The sequence below is a fragment of the Paraglaciecola arctica BSs20135 genome (genome assembly GCF_000314995.1).
Classification (GTDB): Bacteria; Pseudomonadota; Gammaproteobacteria; order Enterobacterales; family Alteromonadaceae; genus Paraglaciecola; species Paraglaciecola arctica.
The window spans coordinates 168,295-191,787 of the sequence record NZ_BAEO01000055.1; the positions used below are offsets into that span (position 1 = coordinate 168,295).

20 protein-coding genes are annotated in these 23,493 nt (G+C 39.3%); 6 read left to right on the forward strand and 14 right to left on the reverse strand.

What is annotated here, in order from left to right; genetic code table 11:
* Window positions 1-65 precede the first annotated feature (65 nt).
* The 4 genes from GARC_RS17830 to GARC_RS17845 all read right to left on the reverse strand — a co-directional run bounded on the left by GARC_RS17830 (window position 66) and on the right by GARC_RS17845 (window position 5,577).
* Window positions 66-1,412, reverse strand: coding sequence for a DUF1302 family protein (locus tag GARC_RS17830; protein ID WP_007622779.1), 1,347 nt, complete (start codon window positions 1,410-1,412; stop codon window positions 66-68).
* Between the two features lie 2 nt (window positions 1,413-1,414).
* Complete coding sequence (locus GARC_RS17835) at window positions 1,415-2,248, reverse strand: outer membrane lipoprotein-sorting protein (RefSeq protein ID WP_052151524.1); 834 nt, start codon at window positions 2,246-2,248, stop codon at window positions 1,415-1,417.
* Window positions 2,248-4,482: an efflux RND transporter permease subunit gene (locus tag GARC_RS17840; protein ID WP_226989211.1), complete on the reverse strand. Its 2,235-nt coding sequence runs from the start codon at window positions 4,480-4,482 to the stop codon at window positions 2,248-2,250. The genes GARC_RS17835 and GARC_RS17840 overlap by 1 nt, the downstream gene beginning before the upstream one ends.
* A gap of 207 nt (window positions 4,483-4,689) precedes the next feature.
* A complete protein-coding gene (locus tag GARC_RS17845) occupies window positions 4,690-5,577 on the reverse strand; it encodes an alpha/beta fold hydrolase (RefSeq protein ID WP_007622781.1) in 888 nt (295 codons plus the stop codon).
* A gap of 408 nt (window positions 5,578-5,985) precedes the next feature.
* On the opposite strand from GARC_RS17845, the gene GARC_RS17850 reads away from it, so the two are divergent.
* Complete coding sequence (locus GARC_RS17850; RefSeq protein WP_007622782.1) at window positions 5,986-6,564, forward strand: ECF-type sigma factor; 579 nt, start codon at window positions 5,986-5,988, stop codon at window positions 6,562-6,564.
* 163 nt (window positions 6,565-6,727) lie between these two features.
* Here the strand turns inward: GARC_RS17850 and GARC_RS17855 are convergent, their stop codons facing one another.
* The 3 genes from GARC_RS17855 to GARC_RS26040 all read right to left on the reverse strand — a co-directional run bounded on the left by GARC_RS17855 (window position 6,728) and on the right by GARC_RS26040 (window position 11,596).
* Complete coding sequence (locus tag GARC_RS17855; protein ID WP_007622784.1) at window positions 6,728-9,385, reverse strand: serine/threonine-protein kinase; 2,658 nt, start codon at window positions 9,383-9,385, stop codon at window positions 6,728-6,730.
* Between the two features lie 418 nt (window positions 9,386-9,803).
* Complete coding sequence (locus GARC_RS17860) at window positions 9,804-10,445, reverse strand: response regulator (RefSeq protein ID WP_007622786.1); 642 nt, start codon at window positions 10,443-10,445, stop codon at window positions 9,804-9,806.
* A 2-nt stretch (window positions 10,446-10,447) separates the two neighbouring features.
* Window positions 10,448-11,596, reverse strand: coding sequence for a sensor histidine kinase (locus GARC_RS26040; RefSeq protein WP_007622788.1), 1,149 nt, complete (start codon window positions 11,594-11,596; stop codon window positions 10,448-10,450).
* 234 nt (window positions 11,597-11,830) lie between these two features.
* On the opposite strand from GARC_RS26040, the gene GARC_RS17870 reads away from it, so the two are divergent.
* Entirely contained in the window at window positions 11,831-12,637 is an 807-nt protein-coding gene (locus GARC_RS17870; protein WP_007622790.1) for a MipA/OmpV family protein, read from the forward strand.
* A gap of 75 nt (window positions 12,638-12,712) precedes the next feature.
* Here GARC_RS17870 and GARC_RS17875 read toward each other — a convergent pair whose 3' ends face one another.
* The 6 genes from GARC_RS17875 to GARC_RS17900 form a co-directional block, all read right to left on the reverse strand.
* On the reverse strand, window positions 12,713-12,934 hold the full coding sequence (locus tag GARC_RS17875; RefSeq protein ID WP_007622791.1) for a hypothetical protein: 222 nt from the start codon (window positions 12,932-12,934) through the stop codon (window positions 12,713-12,715).
* A 320-nt stretch (window positions 12,935-13,254) separates the two neighbouring features.
* Entirely contained in the window at window positions 13,255-14,787 is a 1,533-nt protein-coding gene (locus tag GARC_RS17880) for a flavodoxin domain-containing protein (RefSeq protein WP_007622793.1), read from the reverse strand.
* Window positions 14,788-14,822: 35 nt separating this feature from the next.
* On the reverse strand, window positions 14,823-15,656 hold the full coding sequence (locus GARC_RS17885) for a DUF4198 domain-containing protein (RefSeq protein ID WP_153810957.1): 834 nt from the start codon (window positions 15,654-15,656) through the stop codon (window positions 14,823-14,825).
* Between the two features lie 30 nt (window positions 15,657-15,686).
* A complete protein-coding gene (locus tag GARC_RS17890) occupies window positions 15,687-16,214 on the reverse strand; it encodes a DUF2271 domain-containing protein (protein ID WP_007622797.1) in 528 nt (175 codons plus the stop codon).
* A 94-nt stretch (window positions 16,215-16,308) separates the two neighbouring features.
* Window positions 16,309-16,908, reverse strand: coding sequence for a PepSY-associated TM helix domain-containing protein (locus GARC_RS17895; protein WP_007622799.1), 600 nt, complete (start codon window positions 16,906-16,908; stop codon window positions 16,309-16,311).
* Window positions 16,909-16,963: 55 nt separating this feature from the next.
* Window positions 16,964-19,300: a TonB-dependent receptor domain-containing protein gene (locus tag GARC_RS17900; RefSeq protein ID WP_407636170.1), complete on the reverse strand. Its 2,337-nt coding sequence runs from the start codon at window positions 19,298-19,300 to the stop codon at window positions 16,964-16,966.
* 692 nt (window positions 19,301-19,992) lie between these two features.
* Between GARC_RS17900 and fur the strand changes: the two genes are divergently transcribed.
* Entirely contained in the window at window positions 19,993-20,418 is a 426-nt protein-coding gene (gene fur / locus GARC_RS17905) for a ferric iron uptake transcriptional regulator (protein ID WP_007622805.1), read from the forward strand.
* A gap of 114 nt (window positions 20,419-20,532) precedes the next feature.
* Window positions 20,533-21,549: a cytochrome-c peroxidase gene (locus GARC_RS17910; protein WP_081587578.1), complete on the forward strand. Its 1,017-nt coding sequence runs from the start codon at window positions 20,533-20,535 to the stop codon at window positions 21,547-21,549.
* 135 nt (window positions 21,550-21,684) lie between these two features.
* Here GARC_RS17910 and GARC_RS17915 read toward each other — a convergent pair whose 3' ends face one another.
* Window positions 21,685-22,044 (reverse strand): DUF3147 family protein, encoded by a 360-nt coding sequence (locus tag GARC_RS17915; protein ID WP_007622812.1) that lies wholly within the window; start codon window positions 22,042-22,044, stop codon window positions 21,685-21,687.
* Between the two features lie 88 nt (window positions 22,045-22,132).
* On the opposite strand from GARC_RS17915, the gene GARC_RS17920 reads away from it, so the two are divergent.
* Both GARC_RS17920 and GARC_RS17925 read left to right on the forward strand, forming a co-directional pair.
* Window positions 22,133-22,528, forward strand: coding sequence for a BlaI/MecI/CopY family transcriptional regulator (locus tag GARC_RS17920; protein WP_007622814.1), 396 nt, complete (start codon window positions 22,133-22,135; stop codon window positions 22,526-22,528).
* Complete coding sequence (locus GARC_RS17925) at window positions 22,518-23,492, forward strand: M56 family metallopeptidase (protein WP_153810958.1); 975 nt, start codon at window positions 22,518-22,520, stop codon at window positions 23,490-23,492. The genes GARC_RS17920 and GARC_RS17925 overlap by 11 nt, the downstream gene beginning before the upstream one ends.
* The last annotated feature ends 1 nt before the right edge of the window (window position 23,493 follow it).

Consider the following 23,493-nt stretch of genomic DNA (forward strand, 5'->3'; position numbering starts at 1 on the left):
GCTGAAGATCAACTTAAAACTCATTCCTCAGTGAGTTTGAGTTTTAAGTATCATCCTCTCTTGTTTCAAAAAGTATAAGTAGCTGCAAACCATAATCTTGAATTGTCCTTAAATTGACCAAATTGGCTATTTTCGTCGCCAAACAACCAGTCGATACCACTGCGTAGTTTTAGCTTGTCGGTATATTCATAAACAAGTTCTGGTCGTAACACACCATCGCGCTGATTAAGGGTGCCAAGCAACTCTGCTTTAAATAATAAACGGCCATTTACGAATAGGCGCTGGGCTCGCAGAGTTAATATAGTATCTGTATCAGGACGTAGTAAATTTAACTCCTCGCCATCGATATAATCAATCGCCAGTTGTGCATTCACAAACCATTGGTCTGGTGCGCTCCAGTCAAGACCAAAACCGGCTAACAAGCGACGTGTATCTGCAGACTGTAAAGGTGTATCGCCTATAATATTAATCGGTTGATCAGGAATATACGCAAGTTCGGCACGTAACACTGTTTCACCTATAGTGACATCATAGGTTGCGCCATATAGCGTGCGGCGCTGATAGTTAAGTTCTACGGTAATCGGTTCATTGATTGATTGGTGAGTTGTTAAGCTGAGTATAGGATCTGTATCTGGGCCTCTAAACATTAAAAATGATATGTCACCTTCACCTAAAGGATGAGAAACACGCGCTCCAAATGTCGATTGTGCAAGGCTGTTGTTGCGGTTTTGACTGCTTATATTAACTGGTGTATTGGTGACATCTACACCCCCAGTAAAACGTGTTGAAGTAGTAAAAAACAACGTTCCAGGTTCTGCTTGCTGGGTTATTGTGCCATCGAGTGCAAATGAAGTGTCTAGTTTAAAGTTGCCTATTTTATTGCGCCAGCGTGCACCCCACCTAGCGATACGTTCAGGTCTAACGTCAGTAAAAATAAAATCACGCCTGCGCACTGGGTCAAAACGATCGGTAATTTGAACACCGTCTAACACCCCCCATGGCGTAACTTGTTTACCTAATGTGAAACTATGAGCACGTTTGCGCCATTGAATAAAGGCTCTATCTAATTCAAGACGAGTATGTTTTTTATCAACTAAAGGGCGACTCAGTGATGAATAGCCATTGATGGTACCTAAGCCAACATCATCATCAGCAAACTCGGCTCTCGCTTCAAGTTGGGCGCTCCAGTTACGACTCAAGCTAAAACGGGTTTCTGAAGCGAGACTAAATCGCGAAAATTCTAGATCACTGTTGTGTAGATTAGTGCTAAATCTGTAGTCGATAGACCAAATAGTCGACACATTAGATGCCCCATAAGCTAAACCAGAAAAGCTTAAATATAATGTGAGTATCACTAATATTGCGGGCTTGATATTTTTAGTCGTTGTTTTTGCCAGCATAGATACCAACATTGTCATTCACCTTCATTCAACAACATAAGCGGCGCACCGTAAGCTAACTCGTCGGCAGTGAGTATGTTGGAAGGTAGGTTAGGCAGGTATTGCATATCGCTAAGTACAATTTCGGTTTGATGTGACAGTTGTGAATTAAAAACAGAAAAGTGCGTGGCTATCCAGGTTTTAGCAATCATATCCAGCGCTAGAATTGAGATTTCTTTGAGGGGAGCATTATAAATATCGGTATACTTTATGTTTACTGGAAACCACGTCTGAGCGTCAATTTTAGAGGTGAAACTTGCGTAGCCTAGTTCTTGTTTAATGTCTTCATTTTTTGGGGTTCCTTGCAGTATATAATAACTCTTGTCGCCCTCAATTTGTTGTTCAGCTAAACTAAAATCCCAATCTTCTAATGCAAACTTAAAATTTTCTTTAATATCGCCATAACTTAAGTCGGTACCCATAAAGTAGTCGCCTCTGCTCGAAGCGGGCAGTTTTCGTACTCTGTCGGTAGCAGGTAGATATAGCCAGTTTTGGTCTTGGCTATCGCTGTTGTCTTGACTTAAAAAACTAGTATTTTGCAGTCCAGCAGGTTTAGTGAAATATATGCCGATCTTAGTGTGTGCTGGCTCTTGAGAGTGAACTAATAATGCCGAACGCTTGCGCTCGGAGCCCGATTTATTGCGCATAATAAAATGCATATAACCTATACGGGCTTTGCTAGCTGAGCGGTTGACTACGTTTTTAGCCACGTCCAATGGGCTTAAACTGGTTGCAGGTTCTGAGGCCTGTGCGGCTGTTAAAAATAAGCCCAAAAGGCTGATGTTTATGTATAAGTAAAAGTATTTCATTAGCATGTCCCTTTAACATTGACTAAATACGGCTCCGTTTTACCCAGAGAGTAGAGAGCCGGAATGATAAATATTGCGCCTAACAAACTGCCTATAGCAGCTGAGGCCACCAAAGCACCAAACCATTGCAGTGGTGGCGCAGAACTTAAGAACAAAACACATAATGCAACTGCTAAGGCCAATGCTGAAAATAAGCAGGCTCGAGCTGTCACTAAGTAATCTCCTGCAAATGCCTCTTTAGTGCTCGCACCTTGTTGTTTGGCTTGCTGAAGGCTCCAAATTAGATGAATCGCAAAATCGACCCCTAAGCCCGTAGAAATCGCTGCTGTCATTGAGGTGGCAGGTGCAATGTCGATGCTGAACACGCCCATAAAGGCGTAGGTAAATAAGACTCCAGTGGCAATGGGCACTAAACTTAACAACGCTTGTAATACCGATCTAAAGACTAATAAAGAGGCAAGGAACACAAATAATACCGCTAAACCTAAACCTTGAAAGTGGGATCCGGCTAATAGGCTCATCCAACCCACATTAACCGCTACCCTGCCACTCACCTTGGCTTCTAGGCCGTTTTCAAGGGACCATTTATGGGTAATATCATTAAAGTGAGCAACAGTGCCCTTAATGTCGCTATATCTGTCGGTTGTGAGCTGAGTACGTATCAGAGCATGCTGATAATTAAAATCGATTTCTTCGTTAAAGTCGCCCGGATCCCCTGACGCTTCATACAAAAACATATATTGTGCGGGCGCATTACTAGCGGTTGGTAGACTGCCACTCGGTGCATCGGTTAAAACACTATGCATTAACGTTATATAGTCGACAATTGAAGTGGTTTTAGCCACAAAGGGTTGCTCACTTAGTTTACGTTGTAAATCTGCGATCCCTCTGATGGCTTCAGGGGTCATTAATCCTCCTTCTTGAGGTGCAGATACCACTACATCTAGAAAATTTAGACCTTGTAAACGTTCATTCATTGTTATGTCGGCAATACGCACTTGCTCGTCAGTCTGAAAGTAACTTTGCCTTTGATAATTAAATTGAGCCTGAAGCGCAAAGTAACTCATAACAATGATTAAAGCAGCAGCAATGCCAGTCGTCAGTACAGGTTTGTTAAACGCTCTTTGGGTGACTGTTTTGATGAAGCTGTTGACCAAGATAAACTCAGATCCATGCTGCGCACCACTTGGCTGTAATTTACTTAAAATAATAATAGCGGGTAAGGCCGTTAAGCTCAGTAACCAAGCCATTAGTGAGCCTATGGCGGCAAACCAACCAAACTCTGAAATCGGTTGCATGCTAGAGCCTAAGGCTAAACCTGTGAATCCTGCAACAGTGGTGATTGTGGTTAAGGTGACGGGTAGAGCAGTATGTTCAAGGGCATCGAGCAGATTTTGCTGCCGTGTTTTTGTCAATTGAGAGCGGCATTTGTGTAAAAATATAGTTGAAATATGCAGACTATCAGCGATAGCAATGGCCATAATAATGACAGGTAAAGCTGTAGTGACTAAATAATACTCAGCTCCTAACCATCCCATTAAGCCGATCGTCATTGCGGCAGATCCTGCAATAATATAAAACGGACCAATTAAGCCACGTACATTACGTAATGCTAACCAAATAATCATAAGGGCAGTGAATATTGCAACAGGGATAAACTTACGACTGTCTTGCGTTATCATCTGGGCTAATCGACCGTTCATGGATGCCACACCTGTCACATGGACTTTTAGGTAGGGCCTAGATTCGGCATTCGCAATCGCTAAAATTTCAGTATATGTTTCGGTGGCGTGGTTGGCATCATCAACGGGAATAATTAGTGTTAGTGCATCACCACTTTGTGAAGCCAATAAACCTCTCATCATGCTCATGCTATTGACTCGTTCAAGTGCTTGTTGTGCATCTAGCGGGGAAATTGGCCCAGCAGGTACAATTGGCTCTACAATTAAATCGCCATTTTCACCATGAATAGCGCTTTCATTCAAAATGCTAATAAAACTCTGTTTTTTTACATTTGGAAGAGCTCTAATTTTTTGTTCTACACGGCGTAAGGTTTCGATGTTTTCTGGTGTAAAAACAGATGAATTTTTCGGCGCAACTAAACCCACAATAATTGGATCTTCTAAACCAAAAATGGCTGCCGCTTGCTCCCTCGCTAATGAAGCTGGGTGGTTTTGTGGAACAAAGGCATCTACCGATGATTCTTTGTGCACTTTGGCTATCCCTAATCCCATAACCAAAACCATCAAAAACGAGAGTAAGGTAACCCTCTTCGGCCGTTGGATAATCCAGTTGAAGTAGTGAGTTTTAAAAGAGTATGTATCCATATTTACCAAGTCCATATTTACAAAGGTGTTGAGTAAGTAAGCGTTGAACAACAATAAAAACGACAAGCTATATCTATTTTTTTTAAAAAAAAGCCAAAGTCAGTGGCGCTGACTTTAGTTAGGTCCCAAAATATAGTCAGTCGCTTCACGAATAACCTGTGAGTCTTGTAAAATTTTTCTATGTCCCAGATCATTGGTTTTTAAATAACGAGCACCTGTCCACGCAGTTGCCAGATGATTAGCCACTGTCACAGGGATCAAGCGATCATTTTCGTCATGAATTAACAAACCGGGTATTTTGATGCTTTTTATTAGTTGGGTAATGTCGGTTTTTTTTGCTTCTAGGGCATAATGCTTTTTAAGTGTTAAAAAGAGTTTATCCATAATAGTTTCAGACAATCCAGTCACAGTATTAAAGACTTGAAAATGGCTGTCGAGGGACTTCATCGGCGCAATTAAGCAGAGCTTTTTAGGCAACAAATCTTGGTTTTTGCTGAGTAGAAGCACAGTAGCTGTACCGCCAAAAGAATGGGCTACAATACCAAATGGTTTGCCATAAACTGATATCACAAACTCAAGGGTGGCTGCAAAATCACCTAAATGAGTCGCTTGTTTACTTGAGCGTCCATGAGCAGGCATATCAAAGGCAATAACTTTGTAGCCATCTTTAAGCAATGGTGTGATAAATCCTTTCATCCATCTTGAGTTACTTTCCCAGCCATGAACAAGATAAATAATTTTATCTCCACAGCCCCAAGTGTGAGTAACAATATGTCCATTTCGATAAGATAAGGTAGCAGTATGTAATTCAGGCGGAAGTTCTTTGAGTGCATAAGGCCGACGTTTACGTGTATGCATAAAGTGGTACAGAGCTACTTTAACACCTAGTGCTGGTGCCGTATTGCAGCATACTTTGAGTGCCAGACGCTGCAGCTTTTGTGACAGATTTAATGAATAGGTTTTGTCTACTGTATGAGAATAGTTTTGCGTAGTTGTTGTCATCACGTTTAGCCTTTAATGATAATGAATGTTATGAAAGGCTTCTTGAGTCCATACAACTGTGTTACCCGAAGCTTTTTTCACAAGTGCTATATCAGTAAGCGAAGACGTGATGTAAAACCGACAAACAATTTGTAAATAATTAGTGAGGGCTTTTTTAAAGATGGTCTAATGTTGGTATAAGGCTGCTAAATTTAGAATGTTAGGCTCTGTATTTTAAATGAATTCACAGTCGTGATTGTTTTCTTAAAACTAATCTATTTGCGTTACCCTAAGGTTGGGCTGTATATTTAATAGTTAGGCTGTCTGGCATCTAACATTCTTTCTTAGTTGTTAATTGAACAATCAAATAAACGTATTAAATTAGCAGTGTTTGGGTGTAAAACCCTATCAACTCATAGGCTATTTTGAATGACCGCAAAAGTTTGCAAAGAAAATATTACTGAATTATTAAGTCATTGGCAGGACGGTGATGAAGCCGCCATGACGAGTATCAGTAATATCGTTTATTCAGAATTAGAAAGACGAGCACGGATTTATATGAGCCGCGAACGTGCGGGTCATACCTTGGAAACAGCGGCACTTGTAAATGAAGTATTTTTAAGTTTATTTGATGCTAATGTGAGTTTTGTTGATCGCCAACACTTTTATACATTAGCAAGCAGAACTATGCGCCGGATCCTAGTCGATCATGCTAGGAGTATTAGTAGCAAGAAACGCGGTGCCAATGCTTTGAAAATTACACTTAACACTGAGTTAAATGATGCTGGATTCGATTTGTCGCAATTTCTGTCATTACATAACGCATTGGAGAGATTAATTGAGTTAGATGAGCGCAAGGCTAAAATACTTGAATTAGACATTTTTGCCGGTTTAAATATTCAGCAAATTGCTGATTTATATGGAGTTTCGGTGAGAACAATAGAGCGAGAGTTAAAGTTTTCAAAGGCTTGGGTGTATAGGGAATTGGCACTTGTAGAGTCTGCATAATTACCTTATTAACAATCACATACTCCGCAAGTTATAATTTTCAATAAGGTTCACAAAGTCATATCCCCCTAAAATCACCCCTTAAATCTATGTGAAAACTATGGACTGTTAGGCGCTACTATTTGTAAATATTCAATATACTTTTAAATAACTTGAATTTAGGTTAAATACTCTCATCTGGACTATGTTGTTGCACCAATGTTTTCAGCAATTGAATATTTTCGGCTAGGTTAGGGTAGTCTTGTTCGCTGTCTATTTGGGTAACTTCTATGGCCTGTTCAAGAAATTTTATGGCGCTTAATGGTTGTTTTCTAGTTAAATCAAGTGCCGACAATTCTGTGTATAAAGAGTACAGTGATTGGGATTTGTCTTTAATGTCAGACGGCGTATTTTTTGTAAAGCGCTGCCATTTTTGTAGCGCTGATGTATACACCTCTCTGGCTTTATCTAGATCGCCAGACGTTTTGTAAATGTTCCCTAAACTATGATACTTAAATAGCGTATCTTTATCGAGTTCACCATATTTGATGGTTACATCTTCGATGACTTCAAGTAATAACAAAATGGCTTCGTTATGCAAAGATAGTTTTGATAAGGTCTGGGCCTTAAATGTTTTTGTTTCAATGACTCGAAAGTGATTTTCACCAATAATGTCAGGTAGGGTTTGCAGTGATTGATTAAGGATCTGTAAACATTCTGTATAACGTTCTTCAGAGTTTAATAATTTGGCATAGAGATACTTCGCTCTATGACTGTCTTGATGATCCGCTCCTAACATTGAGTCGGTAAGTGCGACCAACTCTTCAGTAAAGGGTTTACTTTTATCAAATGCTTCTTGGCTACTATAAATTGTGGTTAATCTTTCGAGTATATAAATAACTAATGTATGTTTGTTCCCTAGGGTTTCTTTTGCTAACGATAATGCTTGATTAAAGAAATTTAACGACTCTACGTCATCACCATATTGCAGATAGTCATTACCTAAACTTGCCATTGCAAGGACAGTCATTTTGTTTTTTTCACCCAAATATTTTTTAGAGTCCTCGAGCACTTGTAGATGTGTATCAATTGCTTTTTGATGCTGTCCGGAGTCATTATAATAACCGCCTAAGTTGAGCGTGTAGCCTATTGTGCGTTCATGTTGCGCTCCGTGTATTTTTTTAGCTTGAGCAACAACAGTTTCTAATATAAGACGCCTATCGCTTTGCCGATCTGCTCGACTGTAAGCATTACTCAATGCATTTAAAGTGGTGATATGTCCTTCTAAATCTAGGCTAGGATATTTTTGGTAAATCGCATTAGCCAGTTCTAATTGTTCAATTGATTCTTGGAGATTTCCAATTTGCCAATATATATTGCCGATTGTTCGGCGTATTTCAGCCAATACCATGGGTTGTTCTGCAAGCTCTGATTGCTCAGGGGCGTTAAGTTTTTCAGTTGCTGATTCCAGTACTTTAAGCACAGTAACTTCATTACCCTGTGTCGTGTCGGGTTCGATACTGTAGAACATGTCCGTAATAAACTTGGTAACAGCTTGGGATTTTTGCTGCTCTGTGTTTGCAGTATCTCGCTCCTGCTGAGCAATGTCCCGTTGATGTTCTACTTGTGTTGATTGATACCAAATAGCGGCACTTGCACTGATTAATGACAGGCAAAGTACTATGCCCATAATTGAGGATAATGCATTTCTTTTAAAAAATAGATAGCTGCGATGATGCCAACTAGTCGAACGAGCAAGCACAGGGTGTTGCTCTAATTTACGGGTTATATCTTCTGCAAAATCAGCTGCAGAACTGTATCTAGCGTTGCTACTAGCTTGAATCGCTTTTGTGACAATGGCATCAAGGTCAGTATCAATGAGTTGCGCGGTATTTTTATAATAGGAAACTGGGTTATTGCTGGCCTTTTTACTTGGGATGGTGACTTGTTGAGCCTCAATGTACTCAAGTACTTTTTCTTTACTCGTTGCGTCCACAGGAAAGGTAATACTGCCTGTTAGCATTTTATATAAAACTGCGCCTAAGGAGTAAATATCTGAAGATACACTTATGGTACCTCCTGATATTTGTTCGGGGCTAGCATATTGTATGGTGAGTAAGCGGGGAGCGTCTGAACTTAATTCTGTTTTGTTTAATAAATGAGAAATACCAAAGTCCATGACTTTAGGCTCGCCGTCTTGGTTTACCAGTATGTTTTCTGGTTTAAGATCGCAATGTACTACCAAGTTTTGATGAGCATATTGAATAGCGTCACACACTTTTACGAAAAGACCTAAGCGCTGCTTTAGAGTAAGTTGATGCTTTTCACAATATTGGTCTATGGGTAGGCCTTCGACATACTCCATAACTAGAAATGGGATCCCGGCTTCTGTTGTGCCGCCATCTATTAGGCGCGTTATATTATTGTGTTCCAGATTAGCGAGTATTTGTCGCTCTTCCTTAAATCGGATCAACAAATACTCACTGGTGCTCATCGATTTTATGAGCTTAACAGCCACCCTTTTTTCATATTGGTTGTCTGCTCTTTCCCCAATATAAATTGCCCCCATTCCGCCGATTTCGATACACTTTATGAGCTTGTATGTTCCCGCCATAGTGCCGCTCAAATCTTGCTGCGAATCAAACACACTATTAGTGGCTTTTCCTACAATTTGGCTAAGTGCTTGGGTTTCGTTGGTATGTTTTAGTAGACTAATAATAGCTTGTTGAATGTCAGGTTGGTCTGCAAATTCTTGGGTGATGAAATCAAGTCTAGATCCAACCGGTAACTCCAGAGCTTTATGGAAATATTCCTCAATTGTTGGCCAGTTATCACTTTTCAAGATTGCTTTCTACGTTAACACTTAATTTACAATCAAAATAAACTATAAGTTTGATTTATACAACAGGCACTTATGGGGTGAGGTAACGACTAAAATTGCCTACTAATATCTTTTTTGATGATGTTTTAGAGAGTATTCATCCGCATAATTTCATTTTTGCAGTGCAAAATAAAGAAGGAAATGTTGTGGATTATTGAAGATACGCGGGGCAGGTCAGTAGGTCGGCGAAAAACAAGAATAATTAAAATATTCATTTAGAGTAACACTGTCTCCTTTTATTTGTGTGCCTGAAACCACCAAACTATCCATCCCTAGATTAAAACCTCGATGGTGACGCCTTAAAAGAGTCCATCATATAACTGCGTTAATATGGTTTAATCCGTGAAATATTGTCATTGCAGACTAGGGACATTAGCTATTATATAAGGCCATGTTCCATGGCAGTAATTACGGCGCGAGTTCTATCTCTTACATTGAGTTTCGCTAATATGGTCGATACAGTATTACGAATAGTGCCGTCAGAGTTATGTAAAGCGCCAGCTATTTCATTATTAGAATAACCAGCCGCTATTAGCCGCAATATTTGTGTTTCTTTTGAGGTCAGAGTTTCAAATAATTGATTAACAACATTAGCACCAGCGATTAAATCATGGTTTTGAACCTGTTCAGTGATAGCAGGTTGGATCCACAATTCGCCATTAATAATGCAACGAATCGCCGAAATAAGTGATTCTAAGCTAACATCTTTTCGTAAGTATCCTTTGGCTCCTAGCTTAATACATTTCAGGACTAAATCGTGCTCGTCAAAAGTGGTTAATATAAGCACCGGGCAAGCAATGTCTGCCCTTGCCATATTACTGAGTACTGATAACCCATCAGTTTTAGGCATACGAATATCCAGTAAAATAATATCAGGGTGATATTGCGCGCAGACAGAATTGACATCACAGCCATCGCTAAGCTGAGCCACAACGGTAATGTCATCGGTTAACTCTAACAAACTGCAAATACCCAGCCGAACTAAGTTTTGATCTTCAACTAACAACACTCGAATTGTCATGTTTAATGCTCACTCCACGGAAATTTGATGGTTAAATCACATCCAGTTGATGAATTTTCAACCGACAAAGTACCGTCTATCTGATGAATACGCTCAACCATTCCCCGTAAACCGTTACCAAAGAGTATGTTGTGTGTCGATGGGCCGTTATCGTTTATTGACAGTATCAAATTTGTCTGTGTTAACTTCAAACTAACCAAGCACTCTGTTGCGTTAGCATGTTTGATTACATTGGTTATGGCTTCTTGTACACAACGGAAAATAACGGTGGAAAGGCGAACATTAAGTTGATTGGTATTGAAATTAATATCAAATTTCACCTGTAAATTTGGAATGTCTTGAGTTAAAAGTACCAGCGCTTGATTGAGCTGAAAATCTTGTTTATCTCGAATGTCTGATACTGTTTTTCGCACATCAGATAATAAACTGTTGGCAATAGATTTTGCCTGCAGAATGTGTGGCATTATTAAGTCTACTTTTTGATGACTTGCCACTTCAAGCTGCAAACTTAATGCGGTTAAATTATGTCCGAGTGAATCATGTAAATCACGAGCAACACGTAAACGTTCATCACGTTTTGATGTATTTGATAACAATAGTTGGGTGGCTTTTAATTCTCTAATGAGTTGTTGGGATTTAACTTTTTCAGCCTGTTCGTTGATAAAACGATGGCTCGACATTACGGCAAATGAATTAAATAAGCTAAGCAACAACACATTTTCGAAAAAGTAAGGTAAACCGGTAACAAAGTAACTGGTTAGAGCACCAATTGCAGGAAGAAAACAACCTATGATAATCGCGGTTTTTAAGGAATACAGTCGAGGTAATTGAGCGACAATAATAATGGCTAAAATGCCGATTAGGCCGAAATGGAAAATAGTGCACAGCACCGCAGTAGCAATACCTGACAACCATAAACCTAGGCTATTAGCTGGTAGTTTAAAGTGTTTATTGAATGTATCCCCGTGTAAGAAATAACCAAAAATAAACAGTAGGAACAGAGACACTACCAATATAACGTTCAATGGTGTTGGTTGTAATGTTTGCAGGTCGATATCGGTATTACCATTAAACCAACTGATCAAACAAAACAGCATGACTGCTGCCCATGTTGTAATGGCGAGTATTAGGCCACCACCTTCATTTTTCATCCATGTCATCCAATAAGTTAAATTCCGCCGCATTATGTCAAGCCACTCATTCCTTTAAACGTGTCAAATGTCATGAATACTAATTTTGTAGTGTAAGTGTAAATGAATATCTGTTTTTAACACTAGAGTAATTGTGAGTGAATGAGTAAAAAGAATAAGCCTTGTGACATTTGACACCTGTAAGTTTTATTGTCGTTACATAAACTGCCATTTTTACAAATAGGCAAATTTATAATGAACTCTAAAAAGCTACTATATGTTGTTAAGTTATTGATACTAATATTACTTGCTAAACAGAACCCTACCCATGCGCAGCAAACCCCGATGCAAAATAGTGAAGGTTGGCGAATAAAGGTTGGTGCTGCGGCTATTGCTTCTGCACCTGCTTGGGTTGGTAATGATGAGCAAGTGTCGGCGGTACCCTATTTTTCAGCGCAATATTGTAATTGGTCGTTTGGTGTTGAAAACTTAGTGAAATATCAACTTCCTATTACCACAGAGTTTACACTTTCTTGGGGACTGAATCTCAGAGCCGATGGATTTGATCCTGAGTACTCATTGTTTAATACATGGTCAAAAGATGATGTGTTTGACGGCTATGAGTCTCCAGATACAGAGCTTCTGCTACATTCTAACGCTCAATGGTCTTGGCTTCGTATAGGTATCGCATACGATGTAACTGATAATTCAGGTGCTAGTAGTGGCAATGTTAGTTTGACGGTACCCGTCTTTGATAATCACCGCGGGATGCAAATAAAGGTAACAATAGCTGCGGATGCTTTTAGTAAACAATACGTGAATTACTATTACGGAATTACGTCACAACAAGCTAATTTAAACCTAGGTCGCAATAAATATTTAGTTGACGAATACGCAGTGAAAGTGTCGATGGGTATTCAAATGATTTACCCGTTTAATCGTCAGTGGTCGCTAATGGCTAACGTGAAATACACTCAGTTAGACGATGTGATTGTAGATAGCCCGCTTATTGAAAACGACAATGAACAACAAGCAATTATGGCTTTAGTGTATAGTTTTTAAGTTAAATAAATGAACGCTTAAAAAGTAATCAGTGTCCAAAGACACTCTTAGATTTTTTAAAATTGGGTGTCTTTTTTAGCTGTGTTGCTGAGAGTCAGAAACACTATTAGTGGCTTTTCCTACAATTTGGCTAAGTGCTTGGGTTTCGTTGGTATGTTTTAGTAGACTAATAATAGCTTGTTGAATGTCAGGTTGGTCTGCAAATTCTTGGGTGATGAAATCAAGTCTAGATCCAACCGGTAACTCCAGAGCTTTATGGAAATATTCCTCAATTGTTGGCCAGTTATCACTTTTCAAGATTGCTTTCTACATTAACACTTAATTTACAATCAAAATAAACTATAAGTTTGATTTATACAACAGGCACTTATGGGGTCAGGTAACACCCAAAATTGCGTACTGATACATCTTTTGAAAACTTTTTAGGGGAGCATTCACAGCTGTTGTTTCATTTTTTTAAGGATGTTTTTGACACGCCGAGCTTATTATTTATGGCTAGATCTTGAATATTAAGGGATTAGATAAAATCGAATATGAAGCCTGTGATCTTATATTTTGCATTTAGCGTAAAATTGTCAGTAGTAGATAGGCAGGTTAACAGTAAAATATTGGTTAGCTTAATAAACATCCCGAATATAATTTCCTTGCTGTTGTAGTTTTTCAACAACCGTTTGTCCTAATATTTCGAGTAAGGTTTGCTGAACACTTTCTCCCATACCTGATAAACAACCACATACATATATTACCGCGCCGTTATCAAGCCACCGCTTAAGTAATAACTGTTCATTTAGCAGTATATTTTGTACATATTTAGGATGTTGACTGTCTCGTGAAAAAGCACAGCTTAGTTTAGTCAGATCTTTTTCTTTTAAAGAAGTTAAAAGTTGATTAATAGGTAATTGAGGATCGCTATTTCGTTCGCCAAAAATTAACCAGCTATCCCCAATGTCTGAGTTACCTTGCCGCTTAGCTAGTATTCGTGCTGCTAACTGGGCTTTTAAACCGGCTAAACCACTACCTGCACCAATTAATATAATGGGTTTGTTTAGTTGATGGTTATGATGCTGAGTAATGGACTTAATTTGCCCTTGGATTATGTCGCCCAATTGACAATAATGTCCTAAGTAGCCAGAAGCCAAGCCTAAGGAGTTATCATTCTTTCTTAATAATCGTACCACTAATTGCAATTGTCCATTTTCAGAAACAGACGCAACTGAATAACTACGTTTACTTAAGTAAGGTAACTGCTCTAATAAGTCATCAATAATAGGTGGACAGGAATTTGATAATTCTCTTACCGCAAGCCATGCCCTTAAGCTTTGTTGCTGCCCTTTGTAAGTTAATAATAACTCGCCATCTAAGTTGTTCTTATCTAACCAGCTTGCAACTCGATCAACGGGGTGTTGTGGTTGGATGTCGACTAAATCACCTGCTTGCCAAACTGGCGTCGCTCCAATACTGTTAAAACTAAGTTGTAATAACGCCTCGTCGTCATATCCAGGATTAAGTATTTCTCGGCCAATTAATTGCCAATATTGTGGAGAAGAGACTGCAGTAATTTGTTGGGGGTCTTGTTGAAGATTAAGCCACTTAGGTGTGATGTCTGCTAAATGTGTATGTTGTTCATCATAATTGTCAACTGTGATGACGTCTTCTAACAACTCAGCTTTTGCCTCTAACATGACTTGGTTAACGTGAAAACCAAAGGCACAAAATTCAGGGTAGTTACTATCACCTAATGCAATTACGGAATATTGTAAATGACTCAAAACCAAGGTGCCCGCAGCAGTAGCTTGTTTTTCATCTGCTGTCGGTAATTCACTGTTGAGGTGTTTTGCGAAGAGGTTACCGTTATCTGGTGCTTCTCCATCACCATAGGTACTCACTACAAACAGTACTTTTTTTACCTGATTTAAATGCTCAAGTGTCACATTATTTAATGCCATGACACTTGAGGTAGATAAACTCAAAGCTTGAGCACAATTATGGGCAATGGTTTGTGCATTACCGGTTTGACTGGCGTATACAATTAACACAGAACTGTTAAGTTTAGTGTCTACACTTTGTCGCGCTTTGTGTAAACGCCACATAACACCACAAAGCACAAACCAAGCGACAATGACTACTACTGTTAGATACAAGCTTTGCATAAATTTACTTTAATCAGGAAACATTAAGCCAATAGTTATTCAGGTAACACAGAAAATGTTGCGCCATAACTAGCTGTTCTTTTAGTGGCGGGGGCTTGTGCAAGATCATCTTCAAATTCAGCTTCAAGCAAGTACATACCCGCTTCTGGCCATGTGACATTCACGTAACCTTTTTTATCAGTGACTAAGTCAATTTGATTTTGTTCGTTACGGTAGCGCGTATTACCTTTCACAAAAGCTAATTTAACGCCAACAGCTGGTTTACCTTGAAACAGAAATTGGAATTTAGCCGTTTCGCCAACAAATAAATCATTTGGATGTGTAACAGGTACTAACTCTAAACCAGAGTTAGTGGGTTTAAATACTTTGTTGCTGGGTTCACCCGCTGTGACAAATGTTTCTAAGGTTCGGTAACTTTGTGATACTTGTAACTCATCAGCATTTTTGGGAACGGCCGTAGCAAAATCCGCATCATTGGCAGTTTGTCCTCGTCCTGGCCATCTTTTACGATTACCTTCTTTATCTTTCCAAGAGGCACGTAAACCACCCGAAGCATAACCAATCTTGTAAGTACCTTCTGTAACCAAATTTAAGTCAAAAGTTGTGCGGTATTTGCCTGTATGGGCATTTTCCACGTCTACTAAGTTGCCATTTGGATCTTTGACCATTAACCCTTTTACTCGCAATGGTACATGTTCTGGTACAAACAAAGAATTTGACACGGCAGCGTCAAATGTTACCCAAGGAGCGTCACCAGACAAGTTAGTACTACTAGGTACTATCCAAGCTCTATGGGCCGAAGCATTAAAACTTAATCCCACGAGCATGCCCATAGAGATTAACACCTTAAACGGTCTAGATATTTTCATTATTTGATTCCTTTATTTTATTAAAATTTGTTAATTAAGTTGAATACTTACACGGCCCAATTCTGAGCTGCCCTTGGCTGATATAGGATAATCACTGGCTTTAGGTGGCCAAGAAAAAGGTATGTTAATGACCTCTTTGCCACCGACTTCTCTAGACGCTTCTATGCGTAATTGATAATCACCTGAGGGGATACTTGCCAAGTGTTTTGCATCCAAATCTATCGACAATGTATGTTTACCAGGACCTTTGGTTGCTGAAGTTAAACCATCAAATGGCTGTTCGGATTTTCGGCCTACACGTCGCCACCATTGGCGAATGTCTTTCAGCCATTTTTTTCCTTCATTGTCTTTCATATCCAAGTCGTACCATAAGGCAACTTGTGTTGCTTTACGGTTACTGTCTTCTAACCAAACCGCTACGTAGGGTTTATGATATTCGGCCACATTCATACGAGGAATTTCTACTTCCACCGATAAACTATTGTCTGCGGCATAACTAAAGCCACCAAAAACAAGACAATAAACAAGGGGTAAACCTAAAAAAGTTTTGAACTTCATGCATTTTCCTTACAAATATTTAAGCTTAATAAACCTAGTAAAAGACCAAGGCATTTAAGATAAACGCACCTAGCAAAAAACATTGTTATAACGCTTAATGTAAACTGGTTAAAATTATAACTAAGGGTAAAAGTATGCCTAATGCCACTATTGGCCATGTTGACAAACGAAATGTTGATTGTTTATAGAGCAACCATAAACCACTTAAACAAAATACAATTGAACACACTGCAAAAATATCTATAAACCAAACCCAAGCAGTATTGGTATAACGGCCTTTGTGTAGATCATTAAAAAATGAAATCCAACCTCGGTTAGTTTTTTCATAAATTAATTCACCACTTTCAATATCGATTGAAAGCCACGCATCCACACCAGGGTTGGGCATGGCTAAATAAAATTCGCCGTTATTCAGTTCACCCACTAACCTGGCAGAAATATCTAGTTGATATTCGGCCGATAAATACTGCCTAATATTTTTAGGCAAAGTATCTTCATTTTTAGCAGTGGTTTGCCAAGCTTGTAACATCACTTCAGGGACATTAGCTTCAATGGTGGTGATATCTGAATTAGCAGGAATATCCGCCGCATGGTTAAGTGTTATGCCAGTCCACGAAAAAAATAACATGCCCACAATACAGATGGCTGCACTTATCCAATGCCATTGACGAGCGTTACCTAGAGCTAAGTTCATTGTGTATTCAATATTCCTCAAAATTCAGGGGGTAAAAACCCCCTTCGAGAATTAGTTAAAAAGTAGCGTTAAGGCTTACCCAGAAACTGCGGGCTTTATCTTTGATGTTGTAGTCATCAGTAAATACCACTTCGCTTATTTGACCACGGCCACTTAGGTACTCAAATTGACCATCATTATTTAGATCAGCGTAATAAGTTGAGTAAGAAGTAAAGTCTTCATCGAGTAAATTGTTGACTCGTAAATTTACGCTGACACTATCAGTGAGTTTATAACGAGCGCCAAGATTCAATGTTTGGTAATTTTTGTAATACAAAGCGTGATCAAGCGTGTTATCCCAATCCCGATAACGGTCTGAGCGGATTTCAGCTTGTAGGTAAACATTTAACTTAGTGGTAATTGTCCAATCGGTTGTGATATTTGCCATATGTTCAGCAGTATTAGTTAAAGGTTGTCCTTGTTGTGGACCACTTTTTTGCTCACTGTCAGTCCAAGTATAATTGGCGCTAAAGTTCCAATCATCTGTGATACTGATACGACCGGCCACTTCAAGGCCTTGAATATCCACTTTATCGATATTAATTTTTTGGCTATAAGTGCTGTAACCCAACTCGTCATAGGCGCCTAAGTTCACACAAGGACGAACATTATTTGTCGCCACACAGCTACGGATAGAATCACCAGACGCAATTTTGTCTTTGAATCTAGTATTAAAGTAAGTGATGTTAAAATTATGACCATCAACCGCATCACTCCAATATAATGCAATCTCACTATTTACACTGGTTTCAGGCTGTAGGTCTGGGTTTCCAGCAAAGGGTGAGGTGCCTTGGCCACCAAAACCAGTAATACCATCATATAGATCAGTGGTTTTTGGAGTTTTAAAACCAGTACTAACCCCTCCTTTTATTGTCCAATTCTCTGACAAGGTGTAAACGGAATATAAACGTGGTGATAGGTTACTGCCAAACACATCATGATTATCATATCGAATACCAGCAGTAATGGTTAATGGCTCAATGACATTCCAGTTATCTTCTACAAACAAAGCGTAAATGTTGTGCTCTTGTACACCATTAGTGGCGTTATTTTCCATTCCAAATACACCGTCAAGTAATTCACCTTGGATTACTTGACCGCCAATCACTAAATTATGGTTACCTGCAAAATTAGTCACTGGAATGTCTAGACGTGCATCCAATGTATATTGACTACTTTCTAGTGGACGTTGGGGTCTAGGTAAAAATGTCTGTTCAGCTAAGGCTTTGCGATCGTCTTCAGTCATGCCAGCATAATCGCCTTCGCCATCATACATAGTTTGTAATAACTGACGTTCAGCAACACTTAAGGGCATAGTGCGGCCATTATTTTGTGTGTCCACATAAGCTAATGAAATAAACGAACTACCAAAATCCCAATCTGCATCGTAAGTTAATGACCACCATTGGCGATCAAATTCTTGATCGGCAGCATAACCTGCTCTAGGTGAAACTTGGCCTTTAGATGCGCGCCATAATGCTTCAATATTGTCTTTTGTACCCAGCGGATAAATAATTTTACCGGAATTGATGTTGTAAGTTGGAGTGTTGTCATATTTTTGATTGGAATTGTCGTAATCAAAACGAATAGTATGGGCGGTTCCTGGAGTGAAAAGTAAAGATACCCCGTATTGTTGATTAGTATTGTCTACTGTTTTACCGCCACTTCCAAAACCTAATGAACGTTCATGTACAGTTCCGTTGGGATCTATTGCTGGAGCAAACTCTGGTGACGACGCCAAACGTTCATAAACACTACCCCGTAAACTAAGCTCTAAGACATTTTCAATTAAAGGCCCCATAACAGAAAAATCTGTAGTGATATCATCACCAAATTGGTCATCAGTTTGTAAACTACGACCAAAACTAACAGAGCCAGACCACTTACCTTCTGATTTTTTGGTAATAATGTTAATCACACCACCTAACGCATCCGCACCATATAATGTCGATGCTGGTCCACGGATCACTTCTACTCGAGCAATGGCATCCATAGGGGGGATATGCCCAAATGCATTACCACCAAAGTTATTTGGATATATGTCACCATGGTTATTTTGACGTTTACCGTCAACTAATATCAATGAATATTCGCTGGTTAGGCCGCGCATACTAATAGAGCCTTGACCGGTTTTATCACGGCTAGTCCCAATATCTACACCTTCCTGATATTTAATGGCATCAAGTAATGTTGTAAAAGGACGGCTACGAATATCGTCTTCCGTAATAATAGAAATACTGGCTGGAGCAGCGGTTAGTTTTTGTTCAAAACCCGTAGCAGTGATTACCATTCGTTCTAGTGACGATTTAGTTTCACTTGCCTCATTATTAGTTTCTTGTGCATTAACATTCATACCAAATGCCATGGCAATACATGTTGCTAGGGTTTGATACTTAAACAGCTTACTCATTGAAGTTCCTTATGTGTGTTCTGTAGGTGTAAATGTTGAATTAGGAGTTTGATGTGCGGGTACTTTAAAAAACAGAATAACAAATGTCAATCTAAATGATAATGATTCTTATTTATGCTGTGCAATGTAAATAGTCTAGTTAAAAATACAATTCTGGTGCACTAATACTGTGTAAGTACTTGATTTAAAATTTTATTATTTGGGTTGTGCGTGAAAAACACTTGTCTTCACACCCATCAAGAAGTTTCTGGCAAAATCAAAGTATTGATAAAGGGGAGGATTGAAGGTATTGAGCACTTATCGCGAGAGAATGTTTTACCTTCAGAAATAGCACTCAAAAAAGACGTTTCCATAATAGGTATTATCGAAGAGTGATGAATAGGCATACTTTAAGGATCCCCCCTGATTTACAAAGTGAATAATGAAATGTTACTAATCGCTCAGAAACATGATGACTGGCCACTTAAAGGGCTAAAAAAGCAATCTGTCATTTTTTAAGATTAATTTAAATCGGTAATGGTAACGATTATCATTTGCAATTGGTGGGCAGTTGTCGTTACACTTGTCATTAATTAACCAATACCTGTGAGTCAACTCTAGCAACTGCTCAGGTTAAGAATGATGAGAGGCTTATTATGGATCAAAATAGAGAACTTAAAAAAGCGGGGCTAAAAGTGACTCACCCTCGTATGTTGATCCTCGATATTTTACAAGATCCCGCTCACCAACATATCTGTGCCGATACAGTCTATAAATTGTTATTGGAAGCAAAAACTGATATTGGCTTAGCCACGGTTTACAGAGTACTCAACCAATTTGACGATGCAGGAATAGTGGAGCGTCATCATTTTGAAGGTGGCAAATCAGTATTTGAATTAAGCAACAAAAATCATCACGATCACTTAGTGTGTTTAAAATGCGGCAAAGTCATCGAATTCGAAGATGACATAATTGAACAGTGTCAAAAAGAGATTGCCGTTAAAAATAACATGGATCTTACCCACCATAGTTTGTATTTATATGGCGAGTGCAAAGACGGTTGTAACGAGAATATTGCTTAATGAAGTACCGCTTAGCCTACGGGGTCATTTTTTGTGCTGCACTTGGTTGCTCATTTTCTGTTAACAGCAAAACTTCTATTTCTGAACCGCAGCCATCACAAGCAGCCTTAGAAAATCTCGGTCAACAGATATTTTTTTGACACCCGCTTATCTGAGCCTCAAGGCCAGTCTTGTGCCAGTTGTCACAACCCACAACATGCTTATGCACATAAAGATGTGAGTGTTTCTCCAGGGGCTACACCTAGATTACTCGGCAAACGTAATGCACCTAGCCTGAGTTATTCTAGTCTGACGCCTGCTTGGCATTTCAATAACGAAGATGAAACTTGGATCGGTGGTTTTTTTGTCGATGGCCGAGCATTAACATTAGAAGAGCAAGCTTTAGGGCCGTTACTTGATCCTCTTGAAATGGCATTACCGTCCAAGGTAATACTCGCACAGCGGATAAAGTCTGGTCCATATGCAAAGGTGCTTGAGTCACTCTATGGAACAGAGCTTTGGCAAGACAGTGACAATGTAGCAACTTTGATTGCAAAGTCTTTGGTCGCGTTTCAGTCTAGCGATAGTTTCACACCAAGATTTACCTCTAAATACGATGCTTATTTACGTGGTAAAACTCAGCTAACCCCGCAAGAAACAAGAGGTTTACAGCTATACGAAGCCGAAGATAAAGGAAATTGCGCCGCCTGTCATCAAAGCCAAATAGGTGAAAACGGCGAATGGCCGCTGTTTACTGACTTTTCTTATGACAACTTAGGTCTACCAAAAAATCCAGAATTAGCATTTTTAAAAGCAAGCGTTGAACATAACCCTTTGGGTGAAAATTTTGTTGATAGAGGTTTAGCCGACAACCCAAACATTCTTGATAGTCTTGCACAATTAGGTAAGTTTAAAGTACCTACTCTGCGTAACATCACAGTTACTGGCCCTTATATGCATAACAGTTTGTTTAGCGACTTAACTGAGGCTGTTGAATTTTATAATTCACGAGATATCGAAGAAAAATGGTCTACCCCAGAAATAGCCGAGAATGTGAATAAAGACGAACTCGGCGATCTTAAACTGACATCACAAGAAGTCGAAGACATAGTTGTGTTTTTAGGTACCTTAACCGATGGCTGGTCGCAATAAATTAGCTACCTAATAAATAGTTAAACCTGTGAGGTAGGGCTGATGAAATGACTACTTCTGCATTTTTGGGAATCGATTCAAAGTCAACAGAGAAAAGCGCTTTATCAAATGGGTGATTTCCTTATCTACCTGCATTTATGAAAAAGTAAGTAAATAAATGTTAAACCGTCTCAATATCAACGTAAGTGCGAATAGGCTTATGACTGACACCACTGAGCCAGTAAAAAGTGCAGCCCAGAAACCAATACGTTCTATTACTAAAGGAAAAATCAGGAATAATGGCAGTGTCGGTAAAACATACCAAAACGTATACCGCACATGATTAGCGATCTTTATGGTCGGCTGCCCTTCTAAGTAGAGCCAAATAACCACCAAAATAGTGACTGTTGGCAGTGCAACAAGCAACGCACCAAACTTGTCATTACGCTTAGCGACTTCAGAAACGCCAACAATAATTCCTGCGGTAAGTAGATACTTGGTAATTAACCAACCCATATTTTTACCTTTAACGTTAAAACCGATTGCCTGTCGGTTTTCATTCTGGCAGTATAAACACATGATGAAAATTAATAAAGGTCATTCTATGTTTCTCGGTGAACTCGAAAAACAAGTATTGCAATATTTGTGGTCTTCGCCAGGTGTCGATGTTAAACGCGTACATGCTGAACTTGCAAAGCAGCGCGATAGCTCACTGAATACGGTTCAAAGTGCACTAGAACGCCTTTTTAAGAAAGGATTATTAAGTCGTGAAAAGCAAGGGCACGCTTATCTATACCGTGCAGAGGTAGCAAGAAATGACTTAATCGCTAAGTTGATTGATAGCGTCGCCAGTGATTTTGTCAGCAAGGGTGAAAGTAGCTTGATTGCGGCATTTTCTTCAGTATCTACTGAAATGGATGAAGCACAACTTGACCGGCTTGAGCAGCTAATTGAGATCCAACGCCAGCAACTTAAAAAAGGCGATAGTAGTGCTGATTAGTGATGTAGCCGTCATTATGAATCTAATCACCATTGCTTTGCTTGGATTCTTTGTGGGGGCATTATTGCTAACTATCGCATGGACTGTTTTTGGCAAACTTATCGGTTCTTATTCTATTCAGTCTCAGAAAACGTTGATTTTGACATGGGTGTTAGGTCCTTGGGTGTTAGGTCTGATGACCATGCTTTTTTTAAGTCCGTTGTTTGAAGAAACGGCTCTATACAATTGGATGGAAAGCTTCGCGCATTGGCACCATCTTTACGTCTTTCAATTAGCCAGTTGGCATGGGGTTAGTGTTGTAGTGTTTGCCTTATTTAGCCTCGGCTTGATAGCGATTAAAGGGACACAACTTTACCGACAAAGTAACGCGATTTATACTTTGAAGCATTTTTCGATGACTGAGGATCACGCTCAAATTCAACGAGGTGTTCAGATAATTGACAGTGATATCCCTACCGCATTTACGTCAGGATTTTTTCGACCCATCTGTTATGTTGCTAAAGGTCTGGCAGATAAACTTAACGATAAAGAACTCAATATCGTCATAGAGCATGAGTTTGCCCACGCTCGCAATAGAGACCCGCTAACTAAACTCCTGATAGCTTTTTTATCTGCTTATTATCCGAAAAAATTAGCCCAGCTTTTAAATACAAAGTACGCGTTATTGACCGAGCATATTGCAGATCAATCTACAGTATTACTTCACTCAGCTGAAGATGTTGCAGCGACACTTGTAAAAGTGGTCAGGTTGAATAGCGCTTCACCAAAAAATGAGTCCAACACGTCGCTGAGCTTTTTTGGTGCTGATGATATTTCTCTACGAGTGCATCAGTTGTTAACACCGACTAGAAAATCAATGCCAGTCATTGTTCTCATCGCTTTTATGGCGGTAATGCTCTGTTGCACCATAGTTGCAGTGGATGTCACTCATCATCTAGTCGAATCCGTTTTTACTCATTCTTAAG